Genomic DNA, 22,213 nt, shown 5'->3' on the forward strand with positions numbered 1-22,213 from the left:
GAGACTCAATGCCCAGGTGGCGGAATTGGTAGACGCGCATGGTTCAGGTCCATGTGCCGCAAGGTGTGGAGGTTCGAGTCCTCTCCTGGGCACCAATTACTACACTGCGACTTACCTTCGCGGTGCGCCAAAAACCCCGATTGCTCTAGAGCTTCGGGGTTTTTTATTTTGTCTGCGCTGAATGCTAGCGTTTTTTGCCAACACAATGGCATCAACAGTGTAAGACGAGCGCTTAGCCGGCTCAGGCGTGCCCGTGGCAGGGCTGAGCCGGCACGAGGCTGTCAAGCCGCAGCGAGTTCGCCGGTCATGGCAGGCGAGCCCATTGGCGTTTCGATCGATTCCGTACTGGCTGCTATTGGCAGCGCCGTATCAAGCGTTCCAGCCAACTCGGCCAATCGACGTTGGATCGCACGCAACTTTTCACTGCCCTTGCCTGTCGGTCGCACGACCTCGAAACCAGGACGTGACGCGCGTCGGCGCTTTAGATCTTGTGGCCGCAGACAGACCACATCGGCATTATCGAAAAAGCTGCGATTTCCGCCGTCCGCCCACGACTCTGAGTACACGCCATGCGCGCGGATCACATCGAAGGTCTCTAGTTCGATATGCAGATACTGCACGCTGTCAACGACGGGGTCTTGAAAGATGCTCACGCCGTTGATTAAATCGAGTGCCCGAATCAGCACACCATCGATATAAAGGTGATGCCCAGGCGATACCGACAATCGTTGCGTGGGCAAACCGCCGCCGAGCGCACCTGCAGCAATGTGAACGGGGTAATGCGTTCGTCTGGCGTTTTCCGGCAGGCGCTGCAACGCTTTGAGATTTCGCCTGCCTATCCATTTCACGGCGCATACGCCGCGGGGCGTCATAACTTGCGCGCCCGCTGTTAGTTGCTCAATCGGAACCGGTCCCCTTGATGTGTCGATACAGGTACCTTGAGTGAAGCAGACAGGATCCCCCCCGGACTCAATGAACGCGCGAGTAGCGGCAATCGACTGGGTCAACTCGAGCCTCTCCGCCGGCTGCGTTAAGTATTTCACGTCGACAAGTGCCGTGATGCTGTCCAGTTGGTCACGCGCGTGCGCCATCAGCGACGCCCGCCATGCAGAATCCAGGGAGCCTCCAGCCTCGACCAAAACAGAGTGCAGTTCCGATAGTGCTCCGACATCCTCTTGAAACCCCGAGTCCGGCGTGATTTTCTCTGCCGCGCTGTTAACGCGCACTATCAAATCCACATACTCAGCCATTTGATGCCCTCTATGTATCGATGCCCGCCAGGGGCGGCGTGTTTGAAGATCAATACCGGGCGAGGTCGAAGCCATCCATAGCCGTCCCCGCCCGCCCACAAATTGATGCCTGAACAGCTCTCAAATATAGTCATTTTTAATTTTTATTTCACTATATTTTTATTTGTTTTCAGCATTAACGAAAGTCGCCGTAAGCGGCCTGACGAAGTAGACCCAGGGGCTGGACACGCTCACGAGCCGTTATGGTCTAGCGACATGTCCTTCGGAGCATAGCCACATGAAGAATCCCAGCATCCATAAATTCAGCACCTTCCGCCGAAAAACCGTGCGCTTCGTAAAACCCGCGCGCATGTACCTGAGCGTTCAGTGCTAACACGAGGTGCCCAGCCGCCTGGCCGCGCTCGACAAGTGCCTCAAGCACCTGCCCTCCCACGCCCCTGCCCCGCGCAACCTTGCGCACGGCCATGCGCCCGATATGCCCGTCCGGCAATAATCGTCCTGTCGCCACCGCCGTGCCATCCGGACCGTATGCCACCGCATGCAGGGCCACGGAATCGTCGTCGTCGAGTTCCATTTCCACGGGCACGTTCTGTTCAACCACAAACACCTCATGCCGCACGGGATATGCGGCATCGCGTAATTGATCCCATGATCCCAAAACGATTCGAACGGGCATTGATGCAGACATGCAGACCTCCTACTAAAACCCATGACCATGCGCGGCCGACGGGCCAACGTCCGTGCAATCGTACAGCCGCAGTAGAATGTGCGCTCCTTCCCATCGCCCCACGTCATGGACGCCGTTGTCTCTACCGCATTGCCAGTATTTGCTCTCATTTTGACGGGGTGGCTGGCCGCGCGTTGGGGTGTTCTGGGGCCAACTGCGACCGATGCGCTGAATCGCTACGTCGCCTATTTGTCGCTGCCCGCTTTGCTGTTTCGCGCCATGGCCACGGCAGACCTCGGGTTGATGTCCGGGTATTTCGTTCTGTCGATAGCCAGCGGCATGGCGATTACCTTTATCGCCGGCGCGATGCTGTCGCGTCGTCGTGGCGTGCGGCTAACGGATTTAAGCATCCAGGGCCTGGCCGCCTCGTATGCGAACGCGGGATATATGGGCATCCCTTTATGTCTCGCGCTGCTGGGGCCCGCCAGTCTCGCCCCGGCGATTATTTGTACGCTGTTGACGGCCTGTGTGCTGTTTAGTACGTCGATTGCACTGATCGAGTTCGATCAGCATCGCAATCGTAGTCTCGCCTCTACCTTGGGCAAAGTGATTAAGGCCCTCTTGCGTAATCCACTTTTAATCGCGCCGCTGGTGGGATTGGCCTGCTCGCTTTTGGGTGTATCCGTGCCCGTGGGCATTGACCGTTATGTCGAGCTTTTGGGCGCGTCTGCGAGCCCATGCGCGCTGGTCACGATCGGTTTGTTCCTCGCCCAAGCAGAACCTGGCGGCGATCATAAGGCGGTCGCGCGGCTCGTCGTCGGCAAACTCCTGCTCCACCCCGCTGCAACCGCCTTGTTGGTGTTTGTCGTATTCCCGGCCCCGCCCCTGTGGGCCTGGACCGCGGTGTTGATGTGCGCATTGCCCATCGGCACGGGGCCCTTTATGCTCGCGCAACTTTATGGGCGCGACGCTCGCACGGCTTCGCGCGCGATCTTGATTTCGACCCTCTTGTCCACAGTCACGGTTTCGATTCTTGTGGCCTGGATCGGTCAACAACATTTGTCTTAAAAACATCCGAACATCATGCTGCTGCCCGCCGCGATTTTTATCGTCACCCTGATATTCGTCATCTGGCAGCCGCGCGGCTTAAATATTGGCTGGAGCGCCTCGGCGGGTGCGCTGGTGGCGCTCGCAACCGGCGTCGTGCAGCCAAGCGATGTCGTCGCTGTCTGGGACATCGTATGGAACGCCACGGCCACCTTTATCACCATTATCATCACGAGCTTGATTCTGGATGCCGCCGGGTTCTTTAAATGGGCGGCGTTGCATGTCGCGCGCTGGGGCGGCGGACGGGGTCATTGGCTTTTTGCGTTGATCGTCTTGCTCGGTGCGGCGGTGTCAGCCTTGTTCGCCAATGATGGGGCCGCATTGATTCTGACGCCTATCGTTATGGAAATGCTGCTGGCGCTGGGATTCGGCGTGGGAGCAACTCTGGCCTTTGTGATGGCGGCAGGATTCATTGCGGATACAGCAAGCACACCGCTCGTCGTCTCCAACCTGGTCAACATCGTGTCGGCGGATTTCTTTGACATTGGCTTTGGCCGCTACGCCTCTGTCATGGTGCCAGTGAACATGGCGGCGGTGGCGGCTTCGTTGGCGATTTTGTTCTGGTATTTTCGACGGCAGATCCCCGCGCGCTACGATGCAACTCAGTTGCCGGCACCCAGCTCGGCAATTGTCGATCCGATCACGTTCAGGGTCGGGATGGCCGTGCTTGTTCTGCTCTTGGCAGGGTTCTTTATTCTGGAGCCGATGGGCATCCCCGTGAGTGCGATTGCGGCGGCGGGCGCGGCGGTATTGCTGCTGGTCGCCGGCCAGCAACACATCATTGGCACGCGCCGCGTGATGCGGGAAGCGCCATGGCATATCGTGGTGTTTTCGCTAGGAATGTATTTGGTGGTCTACGGCCTGCGTAACGCGGGTCTGACTGCATATCTGACGCAGGCGCTGGAGATGTTTGCACAGGCGGGGCTATGGGCCGCGTCGCTCGGCACGGGTCTGGTGATGGCCATTCTGGCATCGATACTGAACAACCTGCCGGCGGTGCTGGTAGGTGCGCTCGCGATCGCAGACACAGCAACGACAGAGGTCATCCGGGACGCGATGATTTACGCGAATGTCATCGGCACGGACCTCGGGCCGAAAATAACGCCGATAGGCAGTCTCGCCACATTGCTGTGGCTGCATATTCTGGCGCGCAAGGGTCTGCGCATCACATGGGGCTACTACTTCAAGGTCGGCATTGTTTTGACATTGCCGGTGCTGGTCGTAACGCTCTCGGCCTTGGCCTGGCGTCTACAGTAGACGCTCGGGCCGGCCAGCCGAGAAAGAATTCAGGTAACCTGCGCGCGTCGACTGGCATGTCGGCGTAGAACCCTGCTATGGTTTGCCCACTATCGATTTTCCGGGAGACGCCTGCATGAGTTGGATTTTTGGCCGATACACGGCGTTTGCATTGATTATCATCGCCGCCATCGCCGCGCTGGTCCTGGCGCGCGTGGAGACGCTCAGGTGGCTATGGGCGGCGGTGCCGCTGATCGCGCTGTCCATCCTGGGCGTCTATGACCTGATCCAGACGCGCCACTCGATACGACGCAATTATCCGGTAATCGGGAATCTGCGCTATCTGTTCGAATTCATTCGGCCCGAGATCCGTCAATATTTCCTCGAAGACGACACCAATGCCGCACCCTTTTCCCGCGCGCAGCGATCGATCGTCTATCAACGCGCGAAACAGGATATCGACAAGCGGCCGTTTGGCACGCAGGAAGACGTCTACGGCGACCGCTATGAATGGATCAATCATTCGTTGGTGCCCTCTCAAATCGCCGATCCGGACTTCCGCGTGACCGTTGGCGGCCCGGAATGTACACAGCCGTATTCGATGTCCGCGTTTAACATCTCGGCCATGAGTTTCGGCGCGCTGTCGGCTAACGCCGTGCTCGCACTTAATGAGGGAGCGCGCCAAGGCAACTTCGCTCACGACACAGGCGAAGGCGGCATTAGTCGCTACCATCGTGAGCCCGGCGGGTCATTGGTTTGGAATATCGGCTCGGGCTATTTTGGATGTCGCGATGAGAACGGCGCCTTTTCCGAGGAAGCCTTTGTGCGCAACGCCTGCACACCGCAGGTCAAGATGATCGAAATCAAGTTGTCTCAAGGGGCAAAACCCGGCCATGGCGGGATCTTGCCAGGCGCCAAGGTAACGCTGGAAATCGCGGAGGCGCGCGGGGTGGCGCCGGGGAAAGACTGCAATTCGCCGTCCAGTCACAGCGCCTTCGACTCGCCTATCGGACTCATGCATTTTGTGGCTCGCCTGCGCAGGCTATCGGGCGGCAAGCCAGTAGGATTCAAGTTCTGTATGGGCCACCCGTGGGAATGGTTCGCGATGGTCAAGGCCATGCTCGAAACCGGCATCACGCCCGATTTCATCGTGGTCGATGGCGCCGAGGGCGGGACAGGCGCAGCGCCGGTGGAGTTTGTCGATCACGTGGGCACGCCATTGCGGGAAGCGTTGCGCCTGGTCCATAACACGCTGATCGGCGTCAATCTGCGCGACCGTATTCGGATCGGGGCGGCCGGCAAGATCATCACGGCCTTTGATATGGCGCGCGCCATGGCGATGGGGGCTGATTGGTGCAACGCTGGGCGCGGCTTTATGTTTGCCGTGGGCTGCGTTCAGGCACAGGCCTGTCACACCGACAAATGCCCCACCGGCGTCGCCACGCAGGACCCACGCCGCCAGCGCGCGTTGGTGGTGCCGGATAAAGCAAAACGCGTCGCCAACTTTCATCGCAACACGTTGCATGCGTTGGCGGAACTGCTGCAAGCCGCGGGGCTGACCCATCCCGGGCAATTGCGCCCGCACCATATTGCGCGCCGCATTTCACCCAGTGAAGTCAGGCTGTTATCCGCGTTGTATCCGCAACTGGAACCCGGTGAGCTCCTCAAAGGCGTGTTCCGGCACAATCTATATCAGGTGGGATGGGCGATGGCGAGTGCAGATTCGTTTAAGCCTCTGCAGGATGTGACGACCGCGTTAGCCGCGTTGCATAAGGTGCAGTCAGGTGGGTTCCACGCCGTGGCGCCTCAGGCCAGCTGATCTGCGCCAGATAGCTGAGCCTTATCGGGCGAGATTACAGCTGCATTGAGTCATGCGCGGGGCCGCAGCGCGCGGATGCGGCCTCTCGCGTCGTCCGGGGCCGCGCTCTACCCACCGCCCATCGCACCACGCGCCATATTCAAGATCGATCTGAAATCCGCCGGCGTCGCGCAGTAATGCGAGCACCGCATCCTCGCGCGCATGGCTGACCTGCACCGCTAATAGCGCCCCCTGCCCCGACTCGCGCACGCGTTGCAGCCACGCCATGCGCCATGCCGCCAACCATCTTCCGGCCCACCAAGCGCCCATCGACGCGCCCATACAGGCGCCTATGACGGCAGCAAACACCAACGTAACGTCCGTGCCGCCCGCTACCAACGCGACGAATGTAGCGACCAGCGTACCAAAAGCAGCTAAGAGCGCCGCGCGCCAAGCCAGCCGAAAGCGGGTCGACCATTGACGAAATGGCGTGGGTCGCGCGGTTTGCCGCGCGCGACGAAACAAGCGTACGGACTCTTCGGGGATTCCCTCCGCGACCAGAGCGTGCGCTGCGCTCTTTGCCGAGGGAAGACTATCGAAACGCGCAACAATCATGAGGGACATACAGGGACCCAGACAGGAAGCACGAGCGTATTCTGCGCGGGGTGCGTCCGCTTGTCCTCTCTGGTTGGCAACCACCGGTAAAGCGTTATTTCCGGCCAGCGGCGACAAAGCGCGATTCCTAATGATTCGCTGCGTCTGGTTAACAAAAATTGCATTCTTGTCGCAGCCGGCGCTTGCGCGGTTGCATTTGCCTCGCCACGGCTACAGATCCTGCACGCCGCGCGCTTCGCGCTTGACAACACAAAGGCACTAATGCCCACAATAGGATCCGTGCCACGCAAATCTGCAAGGAAACCGCCCATGGTTCAGCCCCGCAGCATGCTCGCCTCCACCCCGGTGGAATCCCTTATACCTCCACACGCGCTGGCGTCCGATAAAGAGGACAGGCCCGCCGATCTCGACGATGCACTTCAAGCGGGGTTGTTAGACCAACCCGCGCATATCGAGCCGAAGTACCTCTACGACACGCTAGGTTCGAGCCTCTTCACCGCGATCACGCAGTTACCGGAATACTACCCCACGCGATGCGAGGCGGAAATCCTGCAAGATCATGCCGATGAGATCGCCCGACATGTGGGGCAGGTGCAGGCCTTGATCGATCTAGGCGCGGGCGATTGCGATAAGGCAGAAAAACTCTTTCCGCTGCTGCGTCCTGAAAGCTACGTGCCGATCGACATCTCGGTTGATTTCTTGTTGGCGGCCGTGGAGCGCTTGCGTCATCGGCATCCCTCGATTCGGATACACCCTGTCGGTCAAGATTTTCATCAACAGGCGCTGAGTCTGCCAGCACATATCGCCTCGCGCGGCAGGTTGTTCTTCTACCCGGGTTCGAGCATCGGTAATCTGGATCCTGCTCAGGCGCAACTTCTCCTCTCGCAAGTGTGTTCGTTATGTCCGGGCGGAGGCCTGCTCATCGGGGTAGACCGCGTCAAGTCGCGCGACATTCTGGAGCCTGCCTACGATGATGCCTTGCACCTGACTGCCGCATTCAATTTGAATCTCTTACGGCATGTCAATCTGCAGTTGGGCAGTGACTTCGACGTGCAGGATTGGAAGCATGTGGCAGTCTACGATGAGGCACATTCGCGCATACAAATGTTCCTGCAGGCGCAGGCAGATGTTGTCGTGAACTGGCCGGGCGGCCAGCGCTCATTCAGTCGAGGCGAACGGATTCACACAGAGAACTCCTACAAATATACGCCCGAGGATTTCACCCAGCTGCTGATGAGCGCGGGCTTTACGCAGATTCAGCATTGGACGGATAGCCGCGGTTGGTTTTCCGTCTACAGCGCACGCTCGCCCGAATCGCGCCATTAAACGAATCCTTCACGGAGCGCACCACACATGGATCCTGTCTGTCTGCTCACGCACCCGTCTACGAAAGCCCGCTCCGAGACGCTGGGCCAACGATTTCGCGAGGTGCGTCAACAGACGCACGCGCTTGCCGCGCCACTGAGCGACGAGGATTGCCAGCTGCAATCCATGCCCGATTGCAGCCCGGTCAAGTGGCATCTGGCTCATACGACCTGGTTTTTTGAGACCTTTGTGTTGAGCCGGTTCGATACGGGATGGCAACCCTTTCATCCCCAGTATCGGATGCTGTTCAACTCCTACTACAACGCGGTAGGAGCCCGACATCCCCGGCCTCAGCGAGGACTGTTGTCTCGCCCGCCGCTTGCGGACATCTGGCGTTATCGCGAGGCGGTCGATGCCGCCATGCTGGCGCTTATCGGGCGGCTTGCGGGTTCGGATAGTGCGTTCGAGGAGCTGGTGGAGCTTGGGCTCAATCATGAACAACAGCATCAGGAGTTGATCCTCACCGATATCAAGCATGCCTTGTCGATGAATCCGATCAAGCCCGCCTATGCCTTGGATGCGCCGTCGAATGCCGTAGCAACCATTGCTCTCAACTGGCTGGATTACGATGGGGGCCGTACCCGGTTGGGGCATGACTCGAATGATGCTTTTGCCTTTGACAACGAAGGGCCGGCTCACGAGGTGCTGTTGCAGCCGTTCAGCCTTGCAAACCGGTTGGTGACCCAGCGGGAGTATCTGGCCTTCATGCAAGATGGAGGCTATGAACGCCCAGACCTATGGCTGTCCTTGGGCTGGGATCGCGTCTGTGCGGAGCATTGGCAAGCGCCGCTGTATTGGGAACGCGACGACGATACGTGGCAGGTTTTCACCTTGCATGGGTTGCAGCCGATAGACCCGGATGCGCCGGTGACGCATGTGACTTATTTCGAGGCCGATGCATACGCCCGTTGGGCCGGCGCCCGTTTGCCACGCGAAGCGGAATGGGAGCATGCGGCGCGGCAGTTAAGAGCGGTGGCCGGTGACGACTGCCGTCTTGCCGCGCATGCAAATATGCTCGAACAAAGCCACCTGAGCGCATTAGCGGCGCGGGCCCCATCCAGCACGGCCCCGCGCCTGCTCCAGCTTTATGGCGATGCATGGGAATGGACTTGCAGCCCATATGAGGCTTATCCCGGGTTTACACCTCCGCCTGGGGCTGTGGGTGAGTACAACGGGAAGTTCATGTGCAATCAGTATGTATTGCGAGGTGGCTCATTTGCCACGCCGGCCAGCCATATCCGGGCGACCTATCGCAATTTCTTCCCACCCGATGCCCGCTGGCAATTTTCGGGAATTCGGTTGGCGCGAGATATTTGCTAAAAAATTTTCGCCAGACGCTTGCATTGCGAAAAAAAACCGTGCTAGAATTTTGTTCTTGCCAGGGAACACACCCTAGCAAGAAAAACAAAGACAAGCTTGCTTGTTGATGTTTAGGCGCATTAGCTCAGCCGGTTAGAGCGACGGAATCATAATCCGCAGGTCCCCTGTTCGAATCAGGGATGCGCCACCAAGGATATCTAGAACTAAGCCAATGATTTCATTGGCTTTTTTCTTTTCTTGGGTATGCCCGATTGCGTTTGAACAAAAACACAAAAGGGCATTTCGTGCAAATTCCGTGCACGAAAATCGGAACCGGACGTTTCTCCAACGTCAAGCTTTAGAGGTTCCACGCAACATGTACATCCAAAAGCAAGCTAACGGCACCTATCGAGTCTGGGTACGCCGTCGCGGTCGCAGCATGAGTGCCACGTTTGACCGTAAGGCCGACGCTGAAGCCTATGGGCGCAAGGCCGAGGTCGCCATCGAAGCAGGCGCGACGATTCAGTTCCGCAAGATCAAATCGAACACGTTGGGCGATCTGCTTCGCCTGTACGAGAAAAACGTTGCGTCCGGACGACGCTACCCAGTGCAGGAACGTCAGCGCATCAGACACTGGCTTGATACCTCACTCGCCAAGCGATCGCTTGATTCCTTATCTACAGCGGATTTCGCGCGCTACCGTGATGCAAGAAAGCGCGCGGGGCGAGCAGACAACACCGTGCGCTTAGAGTTGGCCTTTGTTAGTCGCCTCTACAACCTGGCAAGGAAAGAATGGGGCTATGACGGCCTGGAAAATCCGATTGCCGACTTGCAAAAACCAGGAGGTAGCCGAGCGAGGGAACGGCGCCTGATGCCAGGTGAGTTCTATCGACTCTACAAGCAACTTCGACGGGCTCAGGGTAATGTGTGGGCTGCACATGCCTTTGCTCTAGCCATTGAAACCACGCTTCGGCAAGGCTCCTTGTTCTCGCTGAAGTGGCAGTGGATAGACATTCAACGAAGGGTCATTAGAATTCCAGCTACAGCGCGCACGGCCGAAAACAAAGGAATTCCTCCATCTTTGCCATTGACCAAGCGAGCAATCAAAATCTTGCGTCGACTTTATCAGATGAAGGCTGGCCAAGAGGTATTCGGCTGCACAGCTAACGCCGTCGTATGTGCCTGGAAAAGGGCCAAGGCTGACGCGCGCCGTACCTACGAGGACTCGTGCACACGTATCGGGTGCGAACCGGATGACGCATACCTGAGGGATTTGCGATGGCATGATTTGAGGCACGAGGGCATTTCGAGACTTTTTGAGCTTGGGCTTCATCCGCTCCAAGTTCAACGGATTTCAGGTCATAAAACCATGCAGATGCTCCTCAGATACACACATTTGCAGACTGATGGCTTGCTTGCGGCGCTCGACGGAGACAAAAGGCATGCGGATTGACGAATTCAGGCAGAGGCTAAAAACGATTGAAGAGAAAATAGCGCTTGGCCGCAAGCCCTTCGCACAACGGTTTTATACAGAAGAATTGCTCCTGCCTGAAGAGACCACCTACCCAAGAACGGCAATCATTGGTGCCAAGGAACAGCTTGGCATCGACGCATCCCACATCCTCGTGTGCCATGTCGTTCACAGGTTACGGTCGGCATTACTAAATCGTGAGTTGACCACTGGGCGCGGCGAATTACCGAAAGGTGGTGCCTTCGCTTCGGCATATGTTTTTTTGTCTAGCATCTCAAAAGAAGAAGACGAACTCACATATTGGAAAAAATTAGATGATTTCCAAAAAAACAGGTATGGCGAATGCTCTTGGGATCTTTGGGTCCATACAATCGAGAGTACGGTATCGTCCTTTGTTTATAGATATTTTGATGGCGATGGCGATGGCGAAAACAGTCTTGGGAACGAGGTTGAAGCTACGGCTAATGAAATTGCTGACATCAAAACACTAAAAATACGGCTTCAGGCCGAACATGAATTACCGCAAAAATTTACAGAGAAAAAAAAAGAAGCTCAAACATGGAAGCTAATACGGCGTTTGCTCGGGCTGACAAATTGGGAGCTTGCGTTTATCGTTGTGAACATATTTAAGGCTGTCTGCGATGCCCCCTCTGTCGTTGAGGATTTTGGGGCTGAAATTGTTCGTGTCGAGAAATTCGAGAAAGACACTCGCTTAATTCACACTGCCGAAAATGAGGTTAGGCTGAAATGCTTTAACAAACTCGAAGATTCTTTCGTACCCTGGGCCGACACAATAATTAAAATACTAATCGATGGCCAAAGTCAAAGTAAAAAAGCCCGATTATCGTCCGTCCATGCGCGAAAAGCGAACGCTGTAGAAAAAGTTCAGGCCGTTGCCGCTATTTGTGTAGAGCTGCTTGAACCAGATGAAACTTTGTCATCCTTGTATAGAAATCGAAAGCAGAAAAAACGGCGAGACGCCATAAATAGGAAGTGCTTCCAAACTAAGGGAGAACTTTCCGGCCAAGCCGACCCGGGAGTACGTTGGATCGGAGATAAAAAACAAATTCTGAACCCTCGAACACAAAAGTTTGCTGATGCTTTTTCTGCCCCGCCAGAGGCAACCCCTGCTGCGGCAAGCAACTATGACGGTGGTTTTCGATTTCTGCTCGGAGCAATCGATTTGGCAGTGAGAAAAATGCGGATTTCAGATCGTTTAACAACTTAGTCACTTGGAGAGTTGATCAATGAAGTGCATCTACAAGATTTTTCTAGCCAGCAGCGTATATCTGTCGCTTGCGGGGTGCGACACGGTACAGGACTACAAACCGTACACGAAAAACGGGCAAGAATATGTATACGGCGATCCGGTCGTTGCGAGAGGTGTACTTGAAGAGGTCCGCGTTACCGAGAAGAATGGCACGGTCCACAATATTTCCAAAGGCGCAGGCGACATGGTTGGTGACGCGGGCATTGGTGGCGCTGTCGCAGCCAACATTGGCGGCATGTCGAGCCTTCAAGGTGGAATGGCGCTCGGTGGCATCGGAGCCATTCTCGATATCGTCAGCGCTTTAAATGCTCCACGAGTCGAATACATGGTTCGTAGAGACGGCGAAGGAGACCTGGTTAACGTACCTGTCGCAGTCGACTACGTGAAACGCATTACCGACTACCACTGCGTAGACCTGGGCGACAGGGTACGCGTGCTGAAAGTGGGCCGTAGGCTTACCTTGGTAAACGAGAACTACCAGCTCTTGCGCTTATCCGATTTTCAACCGACTTGCGCAGAACAAAAGGCCAGCTTCTCAGCGTCAATCGAACAGAATGAAGCGAGATAGAAAAAGCCACTTCGCTGGATAGCGAAGTGGCTTTTTGGAGCCTGTCCGTATTTTTGCGAGGCATTGTCGAGACTGACAATGCCACAACTGACGTTTGAGTTAAAACCTAAGCACCACCATAAAACCTTGCTGCTAAGCACGAAACTCAACCTAAACACCACCACAAAACCTTGCGCTTGAGATACCGCCCAGGTTGTGAAAATACCGAAGAATCCCTTAAAAATTACACTGCCGATAATTATAGTTATAGGCACTCAAAGTAGACGAAAGTGGCTTTAAAAGCCCTTGGATTCCCCCTAAACTACTGCACTCCAGACTTATCACTATGCTCGAATACACGGAAAAAACTATTCAGGAAGTCTCCGGCTGCACATGTGACCGCTGCGGGCTTCATATGTTGCGCGATGGTCAGGAATTCTCTGAAAAACACTCAATCGACTTTATTGGGGGGTACGACTCAGTGTTCGGGGATGGTGCCCGTGTTCGCCTTGATTTTTGCCAGGCCTGTGTCAAGGCAGTGCTGGGGCGGTGGCTACATATTGAGCCACCTAACTAAATAGCATCTCGGCGTGGAATAGGTTTGAGGTCTGGATTACTCCCCCTCAGTCGAGCCAGCCGCCGCGACGCCTCTGATTGCACAAACCTCTCCAGTGCCTGTTGCAGTTATGACTCCGGCGCCCCATGAAAATCCAATTCAAGGTTGACGGGCACGCTTTAATCGCCGAACACGTTGAGCACGCTTTCTCTTCCTAGTCTCAACATCGCCACCTTCCAGAGCGTGCTTCTCCAACACACTCTCCGCCGCCCAAGCTACCGCCGACCATTTGAAGACCGACATCAAGAGGGGAACGACGAGCAAAACTAATAAAGGCATGACGAACATTGCCAGCACGAGCGCGGCGAACACGCCAAGGAACATCAGGCGAAGCTTCCAAATCGGCGAAATAAGTTGCGCCTCTCCGCAGATTATTTGGTACAGCTTTATTTTCCAGGACGGCATATCGGTCGCTGCGCCTGTTCCCTTAGAAGGTTTCATGGTTTTCCTTTTTTGAGCCGGTGCCTTACCCATCATCATCCACGACGAGCGTTCAAAATTTAGCAGAAACACACAACAACAGATAGCAGCGTGACGGATGAAATGCATCTCGAAATACGCGCGCGCTCGCCTAGGAGCCTGGAGAAGTATCGCTCACCACACTGCATTTCATCCGTCACCTGATCAACTAGTCTTCAGATTCGTTGCCAGTATTTTTTGCTCGCCTCACATTAACGGACACCGTCCCGTCATCGTTGCGCGTTGCTCCTTTAATTGACGCTTCGGGTGTTTTTACAGAAGTGCCATCAGCAGATGTCGCAATGTCCTGACCAAAAACGTTTTGTGAGGCTGCTTGCGTGGCTTGCTGTTGAACTTCTGTCGACGAATGGACATGGCGATACGCAGCTTCATTCATTACGCCCGCTGCTGTGGTGCTAGCCGTCGCCACGGCAGAATTGTTGCTCGCGTAAGCTTCGATCGTTTCTCTGTAGCGGCGCTCCTGCGTACCAGTAGCCGAATTCAATTCGGCCCTCGCAGCCGCAGCATCAGCGTCTCCAGATCGAACAGCAACGGCAGCCTCATTCCCACCGGAATTATTGCCAGCCCGCTCCCTACGCGCATCCGCTGCTTTTTCCATGGAAAAAACAATACTGGCCCCACCGTTTTCAGGTGTATCGTTGGCTGAAGCAGCATCTGACATCTGGCTTGCCGAACGCACACCATTAGCTCTCGGGCCTTGCTGAACATAATCAGCTACGTTGGATCCAAGGCCGTGTGCTGTTGGACTAATGCCGACAGCTGCTGTGCCAATATCACGATTGGCCGATGAGCCATCTGCAATTGGACTGACTCCTGCCAGTGTAGTAATTATTTGGTCTCGTGTTTTTTGCGCTTTTTCATCATGGTTGCCGAACGTGCCCAAAGTATGCAAAACAGTCAATTCATCGGCATTCTCGTAGTACGTTTTACCACCCGCCGTGATGAATCGCCGTGCCTGATTGTAAAAAGCATCATAGTTGTCGCCATATTCATTCCGAAGGCGAACGCCCTCCTGGTGTAAGTCGTGCGCAATATCAGGGTTTTCGGTAAGAGCCTGATTTATGGACGATGCACTGAGGGTGTATTTTTCCCCTATTTCTTGGCTCCGCGCAGAAATGGCGGTCCAGGAATTTTGGTCCGCGATAGACTTCCGCCGTGCCGCCTCGTATCTATCGCCGCTTTCAATTGTTCGACTCGTGAGCGTGCCGCCACGTGTCGCCACTTCATCCGATATCGCCTCCTTGACCCCCTCGGCATATTTATCTGCCGAGGAGTATCCAGCCGCGAGTGCGTCGCGGACGTTGTGATCATCCGTTTTGGCCAACACATCAGACATTGAGATTGCACCTGCCGTAACCATCTTATATGCAGCTCGTACGCCAGCGTTTACCTCAGCTTTGCGCTGGTCGCTGAAACCTTGGTTGTTGACATACTCGGTACTTTCGCGCTCCGCGTATTCTTCCAAATTCACTTTGGAAAGATCATACGACCTACCACCGCTATTTGTGACGGTCCGCCCACCCAAATCTTGCTTTGCTGAGCCGATGTATTGTTGCGCGGCGCGAACAGAGTCAATAGAGGACGAAATCGATTGGCTGTGCGCCGACTGTTCCAAGTTTTGGAGGCTGCCCGACACAGAATATTCAGGCTCGAGGTAGTCAGAACTCTGAATCCCCTTGTAGGCGTTGCTCGTGTGCATCGCCGTGGTCTGCACCACCGGGCTAACACTGCTCGTTGCCGGTGCGGCCTGCTTCTCATCCACATAATCACGAGGAGCGGATAGACGCTGCGCAACGCCCGTCATGGCGTACGCGCCACCTGTCAATAGTCCCAGTGTCATGAGCGGCGTAATCGCCAGCAGATCACTTGCCATGGCGAGGTTAGTGGACAAGGTGTCGTACATATAGACACTCTTGTTGGCCATGGTCAGCCCTTCATTGGCAATCGAGTTAACCTTATCGACAACCATCCACTGGATAAAAGCGTTGATGACCGCGACGAAGGGTAGCCACGAAAACACCCACATGCCAAACACCATGTACTTGGCCAGTGCCGACAACACCAACGCACCGCGCAGCATTCCATAGAAGAAAATGATGACGCCAAACGCAAAAAACAGAAGCTGCAACAGCGTCATCGCGGGCAACATGGTCTTGGTGAACATGTTTGCAGAAGCTGTCGCGTCAACCTTGTAGGCCTCCATCGCATTGTGCTGCAACTGCGTGCAGCTGAGCATATCTGCGTGGCTGGTACCTCGGCTCATGCAGCGGTAGGTGTCCGCGAGCAAATCGGCCATCAAAGAGTTCTGCATGAACTTCTGCGCAGACTGGCCAGAGCTTCCAATCAATTGATTAAATGCATTCTGATAGGTAGCGGCGTTGGCGCGAACTTCAGGTGAACCTGCATTGGACGTTTCCTTGATGTTGTAATTAAGCAAGGTCTCAAAATCGCTACTTGTCGCGCCCGTCGTAGGCGACTCGAATTCAGTCCAGCCCGCCACGATGCGAGCCGCCGCGTCATTGCAGGACACCATCTCTGCTTGAGCAGATTGAGTTTGATAGGGGCCGTTCGTGGTAGGGGTTCCGTTGAGATTTAGATAAGTTTCAGATACCCCCCCTGCTCGCGCGTTTGTCGTCAAATACGTCAACAGATCCGTGCTCCGACTCAATCCCTCCATCGTAATACTTGAGCCGCGACTGCACCGTGCAGCATAAGCACGAATGGATGCGGCCAAATCACTCGAAACAAATTCAAGACCGCCACGCATCGCGTAAAGCACCTTGAGCGGGGCGGCGAATCCCTCCTCCGAAGTGGACATGTAGCTACCTGACACCGACTGGAACGCTGTGTCCGCAGCCAAGAAAAGCTCGTGAGAGATTGTGCTGAAAACGGACGCGGGAAGAGCAGCAACCAGCGGCACATTGTCTACGACCGCTGCGCTTTGTGTGCCGTAGATACCCTGAATCGTGACTCGCGTCGGCACGCATGAGACGGAAAACACGACCGTCATGATGAAAGCGTGCTCAAGCCAGGTATGCGATTTCAACAGGCCCGAGCCGATATTGCGCTGAATGTAGAACCAGGCTCCCGTAATAATGGCGAACATTGCCCCCATCAACGTGACTTCGGACAGCAAAGTGCCGTTGTTAAAAATCATCGCAACGGCGTTGAGAACGGTATAAAACCAATCCACTCCACCGGTCACATAAATGGTCATTTCCGGCATCGTTTGCCCTCAATTTACGAGTCCCCTGCACTCGGCAGGAAGTTTCGACATATCCCCTCCTACGGCGTCGTACGTGGATTGGCATGCATTACCCAAAGCACCGTCAACAAAATCGCCGTTCTCCGCCGCTTGATGGTCTGAAGTGAGATAGCTGAGATCGATTGCCCTCATCACGTCACCCGTGAATTCAGACAGATCGATCTGTGAGAAGTCGATCTGCTGCAACTCATATGCGCTAAAGCCAGTGCAGCTTGGGCTTTCTGGGTTACCCCAACCGAATCCGAGTTGGGCTCGGCCCTGCACGTTGATGATCCTGGCCAGTTTGCTGTTATAGCAGCAGTAGCTTTCTTTTCGTGTAATACAAACCCCGAGCACTTCTCTCTCACACCAGCTTCCAATACGATCTGAACACAAGCCTGCGCCTCGCCTCATTGCAAGCATGGCCTCGTCTTCACTGCATGTCATGGCTGCCATTATCGATTGCACGGCTAGCGCAAATGCGAGCGCATATGGATTGAAGAACATCGGCTGTCCCGCGACTGATCCGAGCGGAACGCCCGCCGTACCTAAGAAGCTTCCGGTGCCGCCAATGGAAAAACCATACATCCCGAAACCAGGGTTCGAGATGCTGTCGATAACACCTTGGCCACCATTGCTGCCCAGTGCAGCAGCCCACCCAGAGGCAACCCAGTTGATCGTGTCGCCGTAGAGCGCATCGAAAACGAATTTCGACCCAACCCGGATTGCAGCGGTTCCTGCACCAGAGATTGCCTGCCCCATTGTTGCGTTGTTTGATCTTGCTGAGGTGTCTGTGGTGCAGCAGTTCTTCAGCCCACCACCACGCATGGAGCGACAGCTTGAGGCCTCTCCTGCAAAGATATCCAGGCCATCGGGTGAATAGACGCCGATTTGCCGAGCCATCTCCATTCGCGTCAGCACTTCCGCAAAATCCCCATCGGGCATGTACCCGCTGTCCCAGCAAACCCCGCCTACACAAATTTCTGTGTCAGTGCATACGTTAATCGTGCCCTCGGTCCCCCGCTCGACGATGCACTGGTAGCCAATTTCCCATTCCAGGCAACCCGCAGCCGGGTCATTGTTGATGCACTGGCGAGTTGCTACAGCGCAATCTGCATCATTCTCGTAAACGTCGCAGGTATTGTCGTTCTCACCGCCCAAGCATGTGTAGGTGCTTTGCCACTTCCAGCAGCCACCAACCACCGAGCTTGGAACATCCAGGCCGTTGATTCGTTTGACAGGAGTGTCGTCAACACATGTGCGCGCGGTTTGCACGCATTTCCGAACACCGTAATCCGGCGTGTCGGTCGCTGGGTTGGTGATGTCTTGGCAATATTCCTCCCACCCATCCGGGGCGCACACGATCTGTCCGCCGTAATTGACCTGCTTTGCACACCGACTCTCTATCGTTTGCAATGGACCGCACGTAATGGCGTATACCTGCGTCGAAAAAGTGACGAGGAGCACCGTCGCAACAACTCGGCTGAGCATGATTGGTAAGCCTCAGTGAAGCTGGAGTGGCATCGGCTGGAGTGGCATCGAATCCAAAACCAACGTTCGCCAGTGGTCAGCAAACGCAAGTCCTAGCTGATCATCCAGCGTGTCGACCATCCCCGGCATTGATGAAAACACGCGAAACACATGGCGGCCCACCTGTACTGCCGTCGTTTTCGAATCAAAAATTACCCATGCAAAAGGCTTGCCATCAAAACCCAAGCGCCAAAAGCGACCGACCAGCAATGCTTCCAACGCATAAGCATTGAGGACTGCCAATCGACCAGCATCATTGATTTCGCTTCGAAAGCGCTCTTCCAGGAAGGCTAGTCGACATTCGTGAATGACGCGGTCGCTGTCGAGTGTCACGATTTCGCTATTTTTTTTCATGTTTTTTCCAACCTAGAGAAATCTGGAAAAAGAAAATTTCCGCTGTGACTATCACGTAAATGGCCATCCACACGACCAAAAGCGGAGCCACAAACGCAAGAAAAACAGAAACGCAAAAGACGAAAGGAGCCCAAGACCACGAAACCAAGCTGGCAAAAACCCAAAAAATCGCACCCCCTATTGTTCCAAAAAAAGAAAAAACGAAAGGAGCAAAAAGGAAACGTCGATCTTGCAAAATCTTTTCTGAAAGAGGCACACCAAGTAAAAGTCGCGTCATGATGGTTTTTCCTAGGTCCTAACTTCGTTGGTTTTGCAGCCATTCATAAACCTCTTCGGCGGCCCAATAGCGCTTATTGACGCTTTTGAATTTTTTTGGGGAAGGAAATTGCCCTGCCCGGACCAATCGACTTAATGTGCTTTTTGAAAGGCTCGTCAAATCAAGCACTCGCCCATGGTCGAGGCAGGCTAGCTTGTCTAAATCCATTTCCATTTGCTTTGCTCCAGTTTTTGAAGGCTGGTTGCCCTCGAAAATCTAGTCCCTTTTTTTGGGAGGGTGACGTCTCTGGGTGACGTCTCTAGATGCGCCAGGGGAAGGCCAGAGACACCAACATTTTGCACGATTCGTGGCAAACAAACAACTGCAAGCCATTGATTTTATTGAGTTATTTTGACTCATGCATTACGTAAGGACTACGCACTGGGATCATTTACTACGCGCGAATACTCAGAGGTACGCAATAATTTTTTTTGCATACCGTACGGCAAGAAAAATCACAGTTGCCAAAACGCCTCAATCGAGCAGAATTAGACCTAAACGTGCTCATTAGGAGGCCTTTGGTTTCACCATGGACAACCAATCTACTAATCACAAGCCACTTTTTATTCGTGGCTGGGCCAATATGGCCCGACTTCTGGGAATCTCACAGAACGGATTAAAGGGATTAGTTCGCAACGGAAAATTCCCGGCCCCTGCCAGACCCGGATATCGAACTGTCATTTGGGATTCGCGACTGCCGGAGGCGTGGCGCGAAAAGATCCTCCACGACGGCCAGGAGGATTTTAAAAATGGAAGCTGAATCCATAAAATTTTTTGGAATCATTACCTTTGTCCCCTTACTCGTTTTTTATATATGCATAGCTGGAGTTAGGCCGTTTGTGCACTGGCTTCTGAAAACAGGACTGCTTGAGCCAATCGCATTCTTTGGCCGGTGGCTATTTTGGCTGTGCCGAAAAACATGGAAGGCAGTAGGCAGATGGCTCTTCCACTTGGTCACTCCAAAAAAGAGAATATGGCCTGAATTAGGTGCTGCTGACCCCGTTGGCTCAGTCCGAGAATCGACCGCCTGGCGCGGTATGCGAGTCGGCGGTGCAGCAGACACTTGGATAATTACGGCTTCGATTTTTGCCTGTGCTTTACGATTTACGCCACTTCGTTTTTTTATTTATCCAGGTATTTTTTTTGAAAGCGAATTTTTAATCTACCTCATTAACTTTCTTGAAGCTTTATTTATTGTTGGGCCGCTAGGCTGGTTTGCGTATCGATTCCTTATTTCTCGTCGACCCAAGAACGCGATTAAATCGCCAGTGACCATAATCAGTAGCAACGGGTTAAATCAGAAAGCAGAGTTCTGTCTTGGAAAACGCATAGACACGGGCCAGCGAATTTATCTGCCTGCCAAGCTTCTGCGCTATAACTTGCTGGGATACGGTGCGCCAGGCAGCGGGAAAACTTCGTTGGCGAAATTGCTAATGAAACAGCAAATTGATCGCGGTGGCGGGCTGATTTTCATTGACGCGAAGCTGGACAGCAGCGATGTTCGGGACGTTTTCTATTTTGCGAAATCAGCTGGCCGTGAAAAAGATATTCTATTTATAAATCCGGGGAACCCTACTGAAAGCAACACTTATAACCCTATTATTTTCGGAGATGAGGATGAAATCGCCGACCGCTGCCTGGCCTTGCTCCCAGTAGCGCAGACGGCTGCAGAAGACTATTACCGGGAAGCAGCTCGGCGTGTCATCAAATCGACGATAGCGGCACTTCGTCAATTAGGGTTGGCCTTCAATTTCAGAGATCTTTCGACCATAATTGGGTCGTCGGAAGCAATGGCCTCTTTCGCCAAGGATTTAAATAAGAAATCTCCATTCTCTGCTGCAACGGCAGATTTTTTGTTTTTGCTAGGCCAATTTCGCGCGTCCAATGGTCAATACGACGTTCGACGTCTCCAGGAACTCTTCGGCGGAATTGCTGGTCGTCTCGCAACATTTGGGACCGGTAAATTCGGTGAAGTGACATCGGCGTACTCCCCCGAGGTCAATTTATTTAAGGCGATCAAGCAGCAAAAGATCATTTATGTCAGTTTGCCAAGCATGGGCAAAGCCGAAGCCTCAATGAATTTTGCAAAAATCTTTATCGCCGACCTTCGCACAGCCCTCTCCTGGCTTCAGGCCCAGCCCGAGAACGAGCGTAAGTTGTTTTTTGCCTTTCTGGATGAGGCCGCTTCATATTCGATGCCCGCGATGGAGACCATGTTCGCTCAAAATCGCAGTTCTGGCGTCTCGCTGATCCCACTCACGCAGACACCAGCCCAGTTTGCCAACGTGTCGCCCGAATTTGTCGATATCGTAGAGACGGGTTGCAAAACGAAAGTGTTTTTCAAATTAGCGGACGCTGCGGCATGCGAGCGAGCGGCAACACTAGTCGGAAACGTAGCCCGCGCAGCCAGAAGCGTTGCTGAAGACCGAAGCAGCGGAACAAACACAAACAAGGCTAGCGCATCCCCAGATGGCGCTGACGCTGGCGGAAAATCACAACGCTTCGCAGAAAATGAGGAAGATGATTGGCGCGTGCGTCCAGAAGATTTTGCCCGCTTGAGTGTTGGCGAAGGCATTATTTGGACGGAGGGTCGGGAACTGGTTCACTTTCTTTCCGACCTGCCCCCGAGCGCTCCACCCGAGGTAAACGTTAATGTTTATCGCGAGCCACCTCAAACAGTCGAAGGCGTGCGGTTCTACGAAAAGTTTGTGCTCCCACAAGGGCAGAAGAAAGCACCCGCGAATGCTCAGGACAGCAGCGAGTTCGTTGAGAAGACAAATGAAGGATTGACAAGCGAGGACAAGCGCGCCTTGAAAGAAAAATTCGGCGACTTGTTTCCTGAGGGTTAGCGCACAAAACGTGCGCTATCTGCACCTAGCAGGCGCACTTAAGTGCGAAGTGTGCGTACCCTTCACACAACGACATGCGCAGTTTGTGGGCGCGTAGTACACATACTGCGCGCAGTGTGTGCCCACCATGCGCGCTCTATCCGTGTACACGGTGGGCACATATGACGCGCGCTGTGTGCGCGAAGTGTGCGCACAGGGG

The 22,213-nt window shown here is 54.5% G+C and carries 18 protein-coding genes and 2 tRNA genes; 11 read left to right on the top strand and 9 right to left on the bottom strand.

What is annotated here, in order from left to right:
• Nucleotides 1-10: 10 nt before the first annotated feature.
• Nucleotides 11-95: transfer RNA gene (locus GOQ25_RS15135), tRNA-Leu, on the top strand.
• Between the two features lie 186 nt (nucleotides 96-281).
• On the opposite strand, the gene GOQ25_RS15140 is transcribed toward GOQ25_RS15135, so the two are convergent.
• Nucleotides 282-1,250 carry a Hint domain-containing protein gene (locus GOQ25_RS15140; RefSeq protein WP_160351312.1) on the bottom strand — a complete coding sequence of 323 codons (969 nt, stop codon included), beginning with the start codon at nucleotides 1,248-1,250 and terminating at the stop codon, nucleotides 282-284.
• A 247-nt stretch (nucleotides 1,251-1,497) separates the two neighbouring features.
• Complete coding sequence (locus tag GOQ25_RS15145; RefSeq protein ID WP_160351313.1) at nucleotides 1,498-1,938, bottom strand: GNAT family N-acetyltransferase; 441 nt, start codon at nucleotides 1,936-1,938, stop codon at nucleotides 1,498-1,500.
• A gap of 105 nt (nucleotides 1,939-2,043) precedes the next feature.
• On the opposite strand from GOQ25_RS15145, the gene GOQ25_RS15150 reads away from it, so the two are divergent.
• The 3 genes from GOQ25_RS15150 to GOQ25_RS15160 all read left to right on the top strand — a co-directional run bounded on the left by GOQ25_RS15150 (nucleotide 2,044) and on the right by GOQ25_RS15160 (nucleotide 6,079).
• Entirely contained in the window at nucleotides 2,044-2,985 is a 942-nt protein-coding gene (locus GOQ25_RS15150) for an AEC family transporter (protein ID WP_160351335.1), read from the top strand.
• Nucleotides 2,986-3,000: 15 nt separating this feature from the next.
• Entirely contained in the window at nucleotides 3,001-4,281 is a 1,281-nt protein-coding gene (locus GOQ25_RS15155; RefSeq protein WP_160351314.1) for an arsenic transporter, read from the top strand.
• A gap of 115 nt (nucleotides 4,282-4,396) precedes the next feature.
• Complete coding sequence (locus GOQ25_RS15160) at nucleotides 4,397-6,079, top strand: FMN-binding glutamate synthase family protein (RefSeq protein WP_160351315.1); 1,683 nt, start codon at nucleotides 4,397-4,399, stop codon at nucleotides 6,077-6,079.
• 21 nt (nucleotides 6,080-6,100) lie between these two features.
• On the opposite strand, the gene GOQ25_RS15165 is transcribed toward GOQ25_RS15160, so the two are convergent.
• Nucleotides 6,101-6,682: a hypothetical protein gene (locus GOQ25_RS15165; RefSeq protein ID WP_160351316.1), complete on the bottom strand. Its 582-nt coding sequence runs from the start codon at nucleotides 6,680-6,682 to the stop codon at nucleotides 6,101-6,103.
• Nucleotides 6,683-6,982: 300 nt separating this feature from the next.
• Here GOQ25_RS15165 and egtD point away from each other — a divergent pair, with 300 nt between their 5' ends.
• The 6 genes from egtD to GOQ25_RS15195 all read left to right on the top strand — a co-directional run bounded on the left by egtD (nucleotide 6,983) and on the right by GOQ25_RS15195 (nucleotide 12,646).
• Nucleotides 6,983-7,999, top strand: coding sequence for an L-histidine N(alpha)-methyltransferase (gene egtD, locus GOQ25_RS15170; protein ID WP_160351317.1), 1,017 nt, complete (start codon nucleotides 6,983-6,985; stop codon nucleotides 7,997-7,999).
• Between the two features lie 27 nt (nucleotides 8,000-8,026).
• Complete coding sequence (egtB, locus tag GOQ25_RS15175; protein WP_160351318.1) at nucleotides 8,027-9,358, top strand: ergothioneine biosynthesis protein EgtB; 1,332 nt, start codon at nucleotides 8,027-8,029, stop codon at nucleotides 9,356-9,358.
• Between the two features lie 113 nt (nucleotides 9,359-9,471).
• Nucleotides 9,472-9,548 (top strand) — tRNA-Met (locus tag GOQ25_RS15180).
• A gap of 21 nt (nucleotides 9,549-9,569) precedes the next feature.
• Nucleotides 9,570-10,790, top strand: coding sequence for a site-specific integrase (locus tag GOQ25_RS15185; protein ID WP_236844605.1), 1,221 nt, complete (start codon nucleotides 9,570-9,572; stop codon nucleotides 10,788-10,790).
• On the top strand, nucleotides 10,780-12,036 hold the full coding sequence (locus GOQ25_RS15190) for a hypothetical protein (RefSeq protein ID WP_160351319.1): 1,257 nt from the start codon (nucleotides 10,780-10,782) through the stop codon (nucleotides 12,034-12,036). The genes GOQ25_RS15185 and GOQ25_RS15190 overlap by 11 nt, the downstream gene beginning before the upstream one ends.
• Before the next feature lie 19 nt (nucleotides 12,037-12,055).
• Nucleotides 12,056-12,646 (top strand): hypothetical protein, encoded by a 591-nt coding sequence (locus GOQ25_RS15195; RefSeq protein WP_160351320.1) that lies wholly within the window; start codon nucleotides 12,056-12,058, stop codon nucleotides 12,644-12,646.
• Nucleotides 12,647-13,340: 694 nt separating this feature from the next.
• On the opposite strand, the gene GOQ25_RS15200 is transcribed toward GOQ25_RS15195, so the two are convergent.
• From GOQ25_RS15200 to GOQ25_RS19800, 6 genes are all read right to left on the bottom strand, one after another.
• Nucleotides 13,341-13,682, bottom strand: coding sequence for a hypothetical protein (locus tag GOQ25_RS15200; RefSeq protein ID WP_160351321.1), 342 nt, complete (start codon nucleotides 13,680-13,682; stop codon nucleotides 13,341-13,343).
• Between the two features lie 187 nt (nucleotides 13,683-13,869).
• Nucleotides 13,870-16,938: a conjugal transfer protein TraG N-terminal domain-containing protein gene (locus GOQ25_RS15205; RefSeq protein WP_160351322.1), complete on the bottom strand. Its 3,069-nt coding sequence runs from the start codon at nucleotides 16,936-16,938 to the stop codon at nucleotides 13,870-13,872.
• Nucleotides 16,939-16,956: 18 nt separating this feature from the next.
• On the bottom strand, nucleotides 16,957-18,456 hold the full coding sequence (gene traN, locus GOQ25_RS15210; protein WP_160351323.1) for a conjugal transfer protein TraN: 1,500 nt from the start codon (nucleotides 18,454-18,456) through the stop codon (nucleotides 16,957-16,959).
• Nucleotides 18,457-18,468: 12 nt separating this feature from the next.
• Complete coding sequence (locus tag GOQ25_RS15215) at nucleotides 18,469-18,849, bottom strand: hypothetical protein (RefSeq protein WP_160351324.1); 381 nt, start codon at nucleotides 18,847-18,849, stop codon at nucleotides 18,469-18,471.
• Nucleotides 18,836-19,126 (bottom strand): hypothetical protein, encoded by a 291-nt coding sequence (locus tag GOQ25_RS15220; protein WP_160351325.1) that lies wholly within the window; start codon nucleotides 19,124-19,126, stop codon nucleotides 18,836-18,838. The genes GOQ25_RS15215 and GOQ25_RS15220 overlap by 14 nt, the downstream gene beginning before the upstream one ends.
• Before the next feature lie 18 nt (nucleotides 19,127-19,144).
• The gene (locus GOQ25_RS19800) at nucleotides 19,145-19,339 is read right to left on the bottom strand and encodes an AlpA family phage regulatory protein (protein WP_160351326.1); all 195 of its coding nucleotides are present in this window, start codon (nucleotides 19,337-19,339) and stop codon (nucleotides 19,145-19,147) included.
• Nucleotides 19,340-19,914: 575 nt separating this feature from the next.
• Between GOQ25_RS19800 and GOQ25_RS15230 the strand changes: the two genes are divergently transcribed.
• Nucleotides 19,915-22,014 (top strand): type IV secretory system conjugative DNA transfer family protein, encoded by a 2,100-nt coding sequence (locus GOQ25_RS15230; protein ID WP_160351327.1) that lies wholly within the window; start codon nucleotides 19,915-19,917, stop codon nucleotides 22,012-22,014.
• The last annotated feature ends 199 nt before the right edge of the window (nucleotides 22,015-22,213 follow it).

Source organism: Bordetella sp. 15P40C-2 (assembly GCF_009763235.1).
In the GTDB taxonomy this organism is placed as follows: domain Bacteria; phylum Pseudomonadota; class Gammaproteobacteria; order Burkholderiales; family Burkholderiaceae_B; genus Bordetella_A.